Annotated in this window: 13 protein-coding genes and 1 pseudogene; 11 read left to right on the plus strand and 3 right to left on the minus strand. The window is 36.7% G+C overall.

Translation table 11 applies throughout. The features are described from left to right. Nucleotides 1-40 precede the first annotated feature (40 nt). The 9 genes from Q1A47_RS11620 (at nucleotide 41) to Q1A47_RS11660 (ending at nucleotide 8,082) form a co-directional block, all read left to right on the plus strand. Nucleotides 41-1,648 carry a peptide ABC transporter substrate-binding protein gene (locus tag Q1A47_RS11620; protein ID WP_166530665.1) on the plus strand — a complete coding sequence of 536 codons (1,608 nt, stop codon included), beginning with the start codon at nucleotides 41-43 and terminating at the stop codon, nucleotides 1,646-1,648. A 70-nt stretch (nucleotides 1,649-1,718) separates the two neighbouring features. Beyond that, a complete protein-coding gene (locus tag Q1A47_RS11625) occupies nucleotides 1,719-2,081 on the plus strand; it encodes a DUF3899 domain-containing protein (RefSeq protein WP_166530664.1) in 363 nt (120 codons plus the stop codon). A gap of 136 nt (nucleotides 2,082-2,217) precedes the next feature. Further along, a complete protein-coding gene (locus Q1A47_RS11630) occupies nucleotides 2,218-2,787 on the plus strand; it encodes a biotin transporter BioY (RefSeq protein ID WP_026682719.1) in 570 nt (189 codons plus the stop codon). A 600-nt stretch (nucleotides 2,788-3,387) separates the two neighbouring features. Beyond that, entirely contained in the window at nucleotides 3,388-3,690 is a 303-nt protein-coding gene (locus Q1A47_RS11635) for a metal-sensing transcriptional repressor (protein WP_026682718.1), read from the plus strand. Between the two features lie 14 nt (nucleotides 3,691-3,704). Further along, nucleotides 3,705-6,092 (plus strand): heavy metal translocating P-type ATPase, encoded by a 2,388-nt coding sequence (locus Q1A47_RS11640; RefSeq protein WP_166530663.1) that lies wholly within the window; start codon nucleotides 3,705-3,707, stop codon nucleotides 6,090-6,092. A gap of 104 nt (nucleotides 6,093-6,196) precedes the next feature. After that, nucleotides 6,197-6,403 (plus strand): copper chaperone CopZ, encoded by a 207-nt coding sequence (copZ, locus tag Q1A47_RS11645; RefSeq protein ID WP_026682716.1) that lies wholly within the window; start codon nucleotides 6,197-6,199, stop codon nucleotides 6,401-6,403. Nucleotides 6,404-6,669: 266 nt separating this feature from the next. After that, entirely contained in the window at nucleotides 6,670-6,867 is a 198-nt protein-coding gene (locus Q1A47_RS11650; RefSeq protein WP_021288643.1) for a cold shock domain-containing protein, read from the plus strand. 220 nt (nucleotides 6,868-7,087) lie between these two features. After that, nucleotides 7,088-7,774: a class I SAM-dependent methyltransferase gene (locus Q1A47_RS11655; RefSeq protein WP_026682715.1), complete on the plus strand. Its 687-nt coding sequence runs from the start codon at nucleotides 7,088-7,090 to the stop codon at nucleotides 7,772-7,774. After that, nucleotides 7,774-8,082, plus strand: coding sequence for a hypothetical protein (locus tag Q1A47_RS11660; RefSeq protein WP_121604516.1), 309 nt, complete (start codon nucleotides 7,774-7,776; stop codon nucleotides 8,080-8,082). The genes Q1A47_RS11655 and Q1A47_RS11660 overlap by 1 nt, the downstream gene beginning before the upstream one ends. 350 nt (nucleotides 8,083-8,432) lie before the next feature. Here the strand turns inward: Q1A47_RS11660 and Q1A47_RS11665 are convergent, their stop codons facing one another. Further along, on the minus strand, nucleotides 8,433-9,323 hold the full coding sequence (locus tag Q1A47_RS11665) for an NAD(P)-dependent oxidoreductase (protein ID WP_166530662.1): 891 nt from the start codon (nucleotides 9,321-9,323) through the stop codon (nucleotides 8,433-8,435). 189 nt (nucleotides 9,324-9,512) lie between these two features. Between Q1A47_RS11665 and Q1A47_RS11670 the strand changes: the two genes are divergently transcribed. Beyond that, nucleotides 9,513-9,962, plus strand: coding sequence for a GNAT family N-acetyltransferase (locus tag Q1A47_RS11670; protein ID WP_166530661.1), 450 nt, complete (start codon nucleotides 9,513-9,515; stop codon nucleotides 9,960-9,962). 625 nt (nucleotides 9,963-10,587) lie between these two features. Here the strand turns inward: Q1A47_RS11670 and Q1A47_RS11675 are convergent. Together Q1A47_RS11675 and Q1A47_RS11680 are read right to left on the minus strand one after the other, a co-directional pair. After that, nucleotides 10,588-11,130, minus strand: a complete 543-nt coding sequence (locus tag Q1A47_RS11675; RefSeq protein ID WP_166530660.1) for a DUF4352 domain-containing protein — start codon at nucleotides 11,128-11,130, stop codon at nucleotides 10,588-10,590. A gap of 23 nt (nucleotides 11,131-11,153) precedes the next feature. Continuing rightward, nucleotides 11,154-11,498 (minus strand): DUF4064 domain-containing protein, encoded by a 345-nt coding sequence (locus Q1A47_RS11680; RefSeq protein WP_026682710.1) that lies wholly within the window; start codon nucleotides 11,496-11,498, stop codon nucleotides 11,154-11,156. 531 nt (nucleotides 11,499-12,029) lie between these two features. Between Q1A47_RS11680 and Q1A47_RS11685 the strand changes: the two are divergent. After that, nucleotides 12,030-12,248, plus strand: a pseudogene (locus Q1A47_RS11685) (ORF6C domain-containing protein); the annotation flags it as partial. Between the last annotated feature and the right edge of the window lie 387 nt (nucleotides 12,249-12,635).

Consider the following 12,635-nt stretch of genomic DNA (forward strand, 5'->3'; position numbering starts at 1 on the left):
GTCGAGGAAGCATATTAAATATGATGGAGGGGGCAGGAAAATGAAAAACAAGTTGATTGTTATTCTATTTATATGCGTAGCTATGATTATGGCAGCTTGCTCAGAAGGAGAGAATAAATCAGGAGCCGAAGGATCAGTAAAGCAAGAGCTTGTATTAAATGCTGGTTCTGAACCAGCTAGTCTTGATCCGGCACTGAATACATCCGTTACTTCTGGATGGATTTTAGATCATATGTATGAAGGTTTATATACGCGCGATCAAGATGGAAATATCACGCTCGGAGTTGCTGAGGATGTAGAGGTGTCAGAAGATGGCACTGTATATACATTTAAGATTAAAGAAGATGCAAAATGGTCCGATGGATCGGATTTAACGGCTGAAGATTTTAAGTATTCTTGGGAAAGGGTATTAAATCCAAATACAGGAGCACGATTTGCGTACTATTTATTTGTCATAAAGAATGCTGAAGCATATAACAAAGGGGAAGTAAGTGTAGATGATGTAGGAATAAAAGTAATTAATGATAAAACGTTGGAGGTAACTCTTGAGTCTCCTACTGCGTTTTTAGATAGTCTGATGACCATTTGGACTTTTTATCCTGTAAAAAAAGATATTGTTGAAGGGAATGAAAATTGGACGTTAGATGCTAAAAATTTCGTAACAAATGGTGCTTTCTATATGACGGAATGGGAGCATGACAACAAAATTATCTTATCTAAAAATGATGACTATTATAGTCAAGATGACATCACTTTAAAACAAATTACATTTGAAATGGTCGACGATGCGACAACCGCGTATCAATTATATCAAACTGGCGATCTAGATTTTATCAGTTCCATACCTACAGATCAATTATCTGCTGTTAAGGATAGTGATGAATATATTGAATTTCCATATTATTCTACAGCGATGTTCATATTTAATGTAAATAAAGAACCATTTACGAATCGAAAGGTAAGACAGGCGTTTGCCATGGCAGTTGATCGAAAGTCTCTAGTTGAAAATGTTGGACAAACTGGAGAAACACCAGCTTTTGCTATGGTTCCACCTGGGGCTGACACACCTGATGGGGATTTTCGTGAGCTTGGTGGAGATTATTTTAAAAAAGATTATGATCAAGCAAAAAGATTAATAGAGGAAGCAATGGAGGAAGAAGGCTGGTCTGAATTTCCTGAGGTGACATTAATGTTTAGTACCTCAGATAATAATAAGAGGTATGCGGAAGCAGTACAGGAAATGCTCAAGCAGAACCTAAATATAGATCTTAAGTTAGCCAATCAAGAATGGAATACGTATTTAGATACGTTAGGGCGTGGCGATTATCAAATGGGGAGAATGTCTTGGACGGGTCTCTATATTGATCCAGCAGTGAATCTAGAATACTATCTAGGTACTAGTACGAATAACCGGACGGGTTGGGTCAATGATCAATATGATCAGTTATTAAAGGATGCTCAAGTAGAACAGGATATTATGAAGCGCTTTGAACTATTGCATGAAGCTGAGGAAACATTAATGACCGATTTACCTTTTATGCCTTTATACTTCCTAACCAAAAACTATTTAACATCAACAGGCGTCAAGAATGTTGCATACTATGAAAATCGGAGCCCTGTATTTAAATGGGCTAAAAAAACGGAATAAAAGATTGATACAATGTGTGGAGCCAATGACATCCAGTTATAAGTTGATTGGCTCCTAAGGTGGTGTAAGCTTGCTGAAGCATGTTTTCTTTATATTAGCGTGGTTTTTCATTATCATCGTATTAAAGGATATTCTATTTATTACGGACATTGCTTTTATAGTCGGTCTTATTTCTTTACTAATAGTTGCTATCATTCATTTAACAAACAGTGAATTGTTTTATTTGTTTTTTAAAGGTTTTCGAATTATCTGGGAATGGGTAACTCCAGAAAATAGAGGGATGAAAAGAACGGAAGAGATGGTTAAACAAGATTATTCGTTGCAACGATTTAAAAAGAGCTTTCACCAAACGGTTCAAAAATTATTAATATGGACAGGTGTCTATTCGATAGCTATTTCTATCTTTCTTTCTATTCTCCAAGCTTATAACTAGTAAGCGGAGAGCCTAAGAAAACAGTATTGTTAACTGCTATTTTTTGTAGTTGACAATACTGTTTTTATTGCATACAATTTCACTTATATATAAGAAGATTACAATCTAGGCTATTCAATGCAAAGGGCGGGTATTTATGCATCAGCAAAGCAGAAGGCTCCGAATCATTTTAAATTGTGCTATATTTGCTGCGTTAACAGCTATATTGGCTCAAGTGGAAATTCCATTACCACTCATTCCTATTAGTGGTCAAACGTTGGCAGTCGGTATTACAGCTACTATTCTTGGCAGTCGACAAGGTGCACTAGCAATGATTTGCTATGCGTTACTAGGGGCCTGTGGCCTACCGGTATTTGCAGGCTTTACTCAAGGAATACAGGTTTTGGCAGGTCCAACGGGAGGCTATATTTTTGGATTTATTCTCGCTGCCTATATTACAGGGTGGGTATTAGAAAAAACTAAGTTTAATTTAGCTTATGCCGTCCTTGCAAATACAATAGGTATGCTGATCACATTAATCTGTGGTACGATACAAATCAAGTATTTACTAGCTTTTGATTGGACTACTGCGTTTTTAACTGGAGCACTTCCTTTTATTGTAGTAGGCATGATTAAAGCATTATTAGCTAGTTGGATTGGAATTATAGTAAGGAGACGTTTGATACAAGCAAAGCTTATCTTAGCAAATAAGCAAAGTGCCGCATAAGACATAAACTTTTATCCCACATATAACTGGTTAGTGATCGTTATTTGTGTATAGAAAGAGAAAAATAAATGAAGGAAGAGGACACTGATGAAAGTGAATGATGACGCTCTTTACAATATGAGATAAAATGATGAAACAGCGATGTACCAATTCTTGATGGGATTATAGTACAGTTTTATTTGGAATTATTCCATTTCTAATATATTTTTTTAAAAGATACGAATGAACCTATCCTTTAGTGGAACCTTTTATTATAGAGGCTACTACTAAGGGATTTTTTTAGGTATATAGCATTCTATGCGCCTGCATATAACTGGCAGTACTCCCCTCACTTCAAGCAATAAAGAGAAATCAATATGGATAAGTGAGGGAACAACTGCCAGTAAATGTCCGATTGGTTCGGGCCTACATGGAAGTAGGTCACAAAGGCGTTGCCACAGGACGTGGCGAATGAAGCCTTTGTACGTATTTGTTTCAGTAAAAACCGGATGGAAGCTTCACTTTATATAATTTGATGCATTTCCCTTGCACAAAATACATTAGGGGGGTATAGTATATGTGTAAGGTGAATATGAAACTACATGTAAGGGGATGAAATAGATGGCAAATCAAAAGCATGAGCATCCAGTAACACCTAGAACAAAAGATGAGAAGTCAGCTGTTACCAATAGGCTCAAACGAATCGAGGGTCAAGTAAGAGGGATACAGAAAATGGTTGAGGAGGATCGGTACTGTATTGACATTTTAGTACAAATAAGTGCTATTAATGCAGCACTAAAAAAAGTTGGATTTTCAATTGCTGAACGACATACTAAGCATTGTGTTACCGATGCGGTTAAATCTGGGGAGGGCAATGAAGCAATTGAAGAGCTAATGGAGGTTTTAAAGCAATTCTCGAAGTGATGGAGGCGTATCCAATGCATGAAAAAGATCATATAACCATTGGGGTAACAGGAATGACCTGTGCAGCCTGTTCTTCAAGGATTGAAAAAGTGTTAAATAAAATAGATGGAGTCGAAGCACAGGTTAATTTGACTACAGAAAAAGCAAATGTGGACTTTGACCCAGAGACCGTAAGCATAGAAGATGTTACAGGGAAAATAGAGAAGCTAGGTTATGGTGTTGAGACAGAAAAATCGGAGCTGGATGTTTTAGGAATGACCTGTGCTGCATGCTCAACAAGAATTGAAAAAGCTTTAAGTAAAAAACAGGGAGTTAGGAGTGCATCCGTTAACCTAGCCAATGAGACAGCTACGATTGAATATAACCCGCTAATAGTTGAAGAACAGGATTTTATAGATGCTGTACAAAAACTTGGCTATAAAGCAAATCCTAAAGCTGGAAACGATATACAACAATCAAAAAAAGAAAAACAGCTCATGAAAATGAGATGGAAATTGATGGTTTCAGCTACATTATCCATTCCACTGTTAATTACCATGCTTGATCATTTATTCGGTTTACAGTTGCCAGCTATCTTTATGAATCCGTGGTTTCAATTTGCCTTAGCAACACCTGTTCAGTTTATAATTGGTTGGCAGTTTTATGCTGGAGCATATAAAAATCTTCGTAATAGATCTGCAAATATGGATGTACTTGTCGCTTTAGGCACAAGCGCTGCATATTTTTATAGTCTTTATGAGGTAATGAAAGCAATGGTCGATCAAAATTATATGCCTCATCTTTATTTTGAAACGAGTGCGATCTTAATTACGTTAATCTTGTTTGGGAAATATTTAGAAACAAAGGCCAAAAGTAGAACAACAATAGCAATTTCTAAATTATTAAATCTTCAAGCAAAACAAGCAAGAGTGGTTAGAAATGGCACTGAAATGATGGTACCGATAGAGGAAGTAATTCAAGGGGATCGATTAATCGTTAAACCAGGTGAAAAAATACCCGTAGACGGTGTTATTATGTGTGGAAGAACATCTGTGGATGAATCGATGCTTACCGGAGAATCACTTCCAGTTGAAAAAGATCGTGACTCAACAGTGATTGGTGCAACCATAAATAAAAATGGCACATTTGAAATGAAGGCGACAAATGTAGGGAAAGAGACTGCACTAGCTTCTATTATTAGGGCTGTAGAGGATGCACAAGGGTCTAAAGCACCGATTCAACGATTAGCTGATATCATCTCAGGTTACTTTGTGCCAATTGTTGTTGGAATTGCCTTGCTTACCTTTTTAGCCTGGATCTTGTTTGTTGTACCTGGTGAACTGGAGCCAGCGTTAGTTGCTGCTATTGCAGTACTTGTTATCGCTTGTCCATGTGCACTGGGTTTAGCTACACCTACGTCCATTATGGTAGGCACAGGAAAAGCAGCGGAACATGGGATATTGTTTAAGGGTGGGGAACACCTTGAGCGAACGCATAAGCTAGATACAATTATTTTTGATAAAACCGGAACGATTACTAAAGGGAAACCAGAAGTAACAGATTTTACTAGCGATGAGCGTGTATTACAATTGGTTGCAAGTGCAGAAAAAGGTTCAGAGCATCCCTTGGCAGAAGCTATTGTAGCTTATGCAACGGAAAAAGGATTAGATATGCTGGATGTAGAAAGCTTCAATGCTATACCCGGTCGAGGTATAGCTGCACAGATAGATGGTAATCAGGTACTTGTTGGTACCAGACTATTAATGAAGGAGAATGATATTAACTATTCAACTGATGTCGAAATGCAGCTTCACACATTTGAAGAGCATGGAAAAACAGCAATGTTGATTGCCGTAGATAAGGAGTATCAAGGCATTATCTCCGTTGCCGATACGATAAAGGATACTGCATTACAGGCAATCAAACAGTTAAAAGATCAAGGGTTGGAAGTCGTTATGTTGACAGGAGATAATGAAAGAACGGCTAAGGCAATTGCAGATCAAGCTGGAATTGACCAAGTAATTGCTGAAGTCCTACCTAAAGAAAAAGCAGCTAAGGTGAAGATGATCCAAGAGGATAAAAGAAAAGTTGCAATGGTAGGAGATGGTATTAACGATGCGCCTGCACTTGCTATTGCAGATATAGGAATTGCGATTGGAACAGGCACCGAGGTGGCCATTGAGGCAGCAGATGTAACGATTTTGGGAGGAGAACTGCTTCTCATTCCAAAAGCAATTAAAATTAGCCAAGCGACGATTAAGAATATCAGGCAAAACCTGTTCTGGGCTTTTGCCTATAATAGTGCTGGAATTCCGATAGCAGCAATGGGATTATTAGCACCCTGGATTGCTGGAGCTGCTATGGCATTTAGTTCTGTAAGTGTCGTTTCTAATTCACTTCGTTTAAAACGAGTTAAGTTATAAAGTAAGAATAGTAGGTATCCAAGATAAAGTAATACTTCAATCAGTTGGAGTTTTAATACGGATAAATAATAGTTATCTAAACAATGAAAGGAGATTTATTTATAATGCAAACAACAATCGACGTAAAAGGAATGAGCTGTGGTCATTGCGAGCAGTCTGTAAAAGGTGCACTAGAAAATTTAACGGGTGTTACAACGGTAGAGGTGCATCTAAATACTGGGAAAGTCGATATAACCTATGATGACACAAAGGTTTCTATAGCTGATATGCAAGAGGTAATTGAAGAACAAGGCTACGATGTTATCGTATAGTGCAATTATGTTAGGTGAAATTGACTAGTGACCTGGCTAATTATCATGCTTCTGACACAATTTGGATATGAAATAGCCTAATTGTGAAAAAAATGTTGCAAATATCAAGGTATCCACTTGCATTTTAACTCATAACAAGGTAAAGTTAAAGGTGCAAAAGGAAATTGAAGTTTGAATAATACTTTACGATCTCTTTATCAAAGTAGGTGTAAAAGTATTTATGATTCAATTACTTTGCACGATATTTGTATAAGGAGGTCATTTTAATGACTGGTAAAGTAAAATGGTTCAACGCTGAAAAAGGCTTCGGTTTCATCGAGCGTGAAGATGGCGACGATGTATTCGTTCATTTCTCTGCTATCCAAGCAGAAGGTTTCAAAACACTTGAAGAAGGTCAAGACGTTGAATTTGAAATCGTAGAAGGTAACCGCGGACCACAAGCAGCTAACGTTACTCGTCTATAATAGATGAAATAAAGGGTTTATCTCATTCCGTGAGGTAAACCCTTTTTTATAGGCTAGAAAATTATAAAATTTGACCTGTGGATAAATTTGGGCGTGTTGAGCCGCGTCCAGTTCCAGCGCCCAGAAACGAGGCGACTTCACGAATCGCCCTACGTTTCTAATCGGGCGCTTGCGCTTTTATGCTACAAATATCTATAATTGGATCAAAAGGAGAGAGCGGATGAAACGCTTTGATTGGAGTAAGGAAGCGGCAGTTCTGTGGGATGATCAGGCAGATTTTTGGAATAAGCGTAGCAAGAATATGTGGGAATCAGGCAGTCGTCATCAAATCGTACCTTTTATCAAAAAGCACAGTAAACCAAATTGCCAACAACTATTAGATATTGGTTGCGGTGATGGATATGGGGCATATAAGCTTTACAAAGAAGGGTACCGAGTTACAGGAATGGATTTATCCAAAAAAATGATCGACTATGCTCAATCACAGCTTCCCGATGAAATTACATTCATTCATGGAGACATAAATCAATTGCCATTTGATGATTCCGCTATGGATGGTATTATGGCAATCAATGTATTAGAGTGGACAGAAAATCCAGACAAGGCATTAGACGAATTAAAACGTGTTGTGCGGGAGGATGGATTCCTATGTGTTGGGATTTTAGGACCTACAGCAGGTCCCAGATTAAATAGCTTTCCGCGATTACATAATCAAAAATCCATTTGTAATACGATGATGCCTTGGGAGTTTCAGAAACTTTGTGAAGAGAAAGGCTTGCAATATATGGATGGATATGGAGTCTATAAACAAGGGGTAAACAAAGCCCATTATAATGACTTACCACTTGAGTTAAAACAGGCATTGTCATTTTCCTGGATATTTTTAATGAGAAATGTTGGTGAATAATGGAGCATAGAGATAAAGAAAATAAAGTTGTCAAACGATATCAGCAAGATGAACAGATGATGATACTTATTTATGCACAATGGTGTGTCAATCATAATCTAAGCCCAACCGCATTGTATAGGCAGGCATATCCTGATCAATGGGAGAATGAAGCATTAGCAGATGCTCTTTCATTAACTGTACCGAAAGAAGATGAACAGGAGATCTCCACAGACACAGTACTTCAAGTTCTGCAGTTATTTGGCAATGATGACCTTGGCTTTATCGTTCAACAGGAGGCAAATAAATTAAAAAACGATAGATCATAAAATTATGATTAAAAAGGATAATGAAAATTTCTGAAAAACATATCTCCTCCATTAAAGTAATTTGCAAGAAGAGGTGGAGGAAAGCGCGTTTTAATCCAAGTAGAAAATCGAACAAGAAATGATGGTTCATGTAACGAAGCTGTTCAGGAAATTTATGCTGCTTTCTTTAGGAGGCTGGTAAGCCTCCTAAAGTTGACCGTACTCTGAGACTTCATCGAAGCCTTCCCTCCCTTAGAAGAAGGAAGGCTTCGCCAGCAATACAGCGCACGCAGAAAAGCGCTCATCTTTTTCAAAGAGTCTACGGATATTTCAGGAGCCATTTCAGTATCCTATCCTTACTATTCGGTTGCTTATTCAAATAGTTTAATTAGTGCCTGTGTTCCACTATCGGCTTCACCTTTTTCCTCTATCTCCTCGTATAGTTGGAGTGATAGCTTCAACCCATGCGTTTTAAGTCCAATTTCTTCTGCGGTTTCTAAGGCAATCTTCATGTCTTTAATAAAATGTTTTACAAAGAATCCAGGAGAATAATCCTCTTTTATCATACGTGGTGCTAGGTTAGACAAAGACCAGCTACCGGCTGCACCAGTAGTTATACTAGTAAGAACCCTCATTGGATCAAGACCAGCTTTTTTTGTGTATGCGACTGCTTCACATACGCCAATCATATTTGAAGCTATTGTGATTTGATTGGCAAGCTTGGTATGTTGTCCAGCACCAGCTTTTCCTTGGAGAACTATATTTTCGCCCATAACCTGGAAAAGTTCAAATACTTTATCAAATGCCTCTGTTTCACCGCCAATCATAATAGCAAGCTTCCCATTTTTTGCTCCAATATCACCGCCTGAAACAGGAGCATCTAATGCATGGCAGTCTTTTTCCCTAGCTTCTTCGGCTATTTTTACTGCTAAAGAAGGCTTTGAAGTTGTCATGTCAATCAAGTATGTGCCTTTTGATATATAATTTAAAATGCCTTCTTTTCCAAAGTAAATAGCCTCAACATCTTTAGGATACCCTACCATCGTAATAATGATGTCGGATGATTGAGCTAGTAATGCGGGTGAATCTTGCCAAGTTGCACCAGCTTTTAGTAATTGCTCAGCCTTCAATTTGGTTCTGGTATAGATGGAAAGATTATATCCCGCTTGAATTAGATTAAGCGCCATGCTTTTTCCCATTACACCAATACCAATAAACCCAATATTCATATCTTTTGTATTCAAATTGACTTCTCCCTTCATCTTTTTCTTTATTCATCTCATTCGACAGCAACCATTCAATATCCTCTTTTAAAATACCCCATATAAAATGGAATTACGAAGTGATTTTCTAACTGACTAAACTGTAAAAACACATTTCTGCATGAAGTATCACTCTATTTTGTGTAAAATAATATCAACCAAATGTCTGCATGATGAGGAGGAACTAGTATGTATTGGCTAAAGCGTACGTTCCATGAACTAACTAACGACGAGCTTTATCAAATCTTGAAAGCGAGAACGGATATATTTGTTGTAGAGCAAGCTTGTGCTTATCCAGAGTTGGATAATTATGATCAACACTGCGTTCATTATTGCTTAAAAACAGACGAAGGAAAGGTTATTGCTTATGCTCGGGTTTTGCCAGCGGGAAGTAAATATGCTGAGACATCCATTGGACGGGTTCTGGTCGTTGAAGCATATCGTGGAAAAGGATATGGTAATAAGCTAATGGAGTATATAATTGGAGCTTTAGAAGAAGAAAAAACGAAAATAATTAAAATTCAAGCTCAGCTTTATTTACAAGCATTTTATGAATCATTTGAGTTTAAACAAATATCGTCACCATATCTTGAGGATGGAATTTGGCATATTGATATGATATGGGCAAACGATTATTAAGATCGGTACATAAGCTTTTCAAAGCTCCAGAAAATAGATTTTAGTTAAAAATGTCACGTGAAAGTCACGAAATTTTTTTAAAAGCTATTTTTTAGAGCGAATCATCAAATTTTCCTTTGATTTTGTCAGAGGAATTTTCTTTCATCTTTTTAGTAACATGTGTATTCTTTTTTCACCAAATGAGTAATCAGATAAATAATGCAAAAGCGAATGTAAAACCCATGAACATGGGAAGTTGGCCATTTTCATCCCTTTTTCTCGATATAAAGACAGATCCTATAATTGGATGAATTTCAGATAATAGAAATTCCAAGGTTTAAGTAGAGGCTGGGGCAAAAACACAACTTCTTTACTTAAAATACGAATAATTATATTATCAATAGGAGTATCATCGCCGTACCGTGAAAATATACGCGCTTTCCACGGGAACGGCCTCAGCTAACGTGGTAAAGAAAAACACGTTACCACGTGGATCTTCGGTTTCGTGCTGTTCCCGCCGGAGTCTCGCTTATTTTAGGTGCTAAATGAATGATTCTGATCAAAAAACGAACGATAATTAGTTTAAATTAATTATCGTTCGTTTTTGCTGTTTCTTCATTCGTTTATCTCTGCCTCTAAAAGGAAGTTATTTGCTTAATTTTTCAGCTGGTATTTTCCAAATTGCTTTACCAGATTTAAAAGGATCAGAAAAATGTAATTCATAACTATCTGATTCAGGAACATCAAAAGGAATTTCACCTCTTAGTGTTCCGCCCGGTTCTATAGTTCCATCAAATTGCGCTTTAACGCCTTCTGTTAATATCGTTGTTGTATATGAATAACCATCCACGTCTTTTAGTTCAACGTTCATCATAGAGGACATGGTTTGTTCTTCGTCAGTATTATTTTCAGCTGTTAGATTAACTACTACAAATTGGTCATTTTCTGGTTCGTCAAAATCTCCACCTGGTTCAATTCTTGCCTCGTTCAAAGTTATTTTCATGCCATCAAATTCAACGGCATCGCCAATTGCTAGTTCTTGTGTCTTTGGTTTTTCTTTTTTGTCTGCGGAATCATCACTAGTTTTTTCTCCGTCATCTGCGCCAGCTTCTTTGATTTCTGCCTCACCACAAGCTACTAACATAAAAATTAATACTAATGAAAACGATAACAATAAAATCTTTTTCAATGTAATTGCCCCCTTTTGTTTGCTTATGCAGCCATTTTATTTTCTTTGTCTTTTTTAAATACTCCCATTAATCCGGCGATACCTATCATTATTGCTGAAACTAAATAGAACATAGAGATACTTATCAAACCGCCTATAGCGGAAATCAATAACAATATGCCCCCAACTTTAGCCTTCGATCTAACCACAACTGAACCAACAATAGCTAGTGCAGAAAATAGAAATCCTGCCCAACCTAGACCAATGACTTCGCTTGTACCAGATTCACTAAATGCGGCATCAACTCCACCGATGAATAAAGCCATAATAGATGCAATAAATCCAAAAATACCTCCAATTAGTCCTAGTACAAATTCAGTAGTACGCATGCATGCTCCCCCCTTTGAGAATTTAGTTTTATATGTAATCCATACAAATGTATGCTAAATTATATACATTTGCATAGTGATTACCCTATTCATCAAACTCCTTGAATGTTTCCCATATTTTTTTTAATCGTCTTAAATCTTCTTCTTTATTTTTTGGAAGCTGTCTGTACCATCTTTCTAATGATGGGTTGTTACGGAAAGCTTTGAATGATTATCTCTTATCTAATATAACATTATTGCAGAAATAGGAAAATAAATTGCCTCAACGTGATATGGCAGAGTTAATCGGATTGAAAACACTATATCTTTACCGATAAGAATCAGGTCATCAATCATTTTTAGAAGAAATACACACCATTACAGAATTTTTCAATTTACCTGTTGGATATTTTTTAGTAATGACATTGCTAAACATGCAATAAAAAATTAATTAGGAGAGAATCAAATGAATTCGTCCATGTTTCTTAATTACTAAAAAAGGTTGTGACATGGTAGTCAACAGTTCTATCAGATAAAGAGCAACTCAAGGCTTTTATCAAACTATCTATTGAACACAATGAAAAGATCGAACATCCTTATGAGCGCATTACAAACCTTGAAGAAACTATGCGTGCAGACGGAGCGCAAGAACTCACTCTTAACAAAGAAGGCAAACGAGTTGTTATAGAAGCGCTAGGTGGTAAATCATCACCTGCATATAAAAATATGGCTTTCAAAGTATTTTCAGCTAAGTTCTCCCTTTTTGGCTAGTATTTACGTTTTTTTAGAAAAGTTTTTGCTTATTCCTAATATTTCAGCTTTCAGCCGTTTCAACAGTAGAAAGTAAATTCCCCAAATAGTTAGAAAGTATTCTTCATCTAGAGTGATATGGAAAAGGTTGAATGCTTAATTAATAATGCTCTATTATATCGATAACCTATGAAAGAAATCATTAGTTATTACTTAAATATTTGATAATTTAAATAATATTTAAATTTCATGGAATTTAATGTATATTTCGTAATTAATGTAATAAATTTCTAAATGAGGGTTAATAAGGTAATTTATTCGAAATAATAAATAGGAGCATTCCTGTAAGGGAGAAATTTGAGGGGATATCGAAGCAGAGTCCGGATGCATAAAAAAAGCCCTCTTGGT

This window comes from uncultured Virgibacillus sp. (assembly GCF_947495635.1).
Lineage (GTDB): Bacteria > Bacillota > Bacilli > Bacillales > Amphibacillaceae > Virgibacillus > Virgibacillus salarius.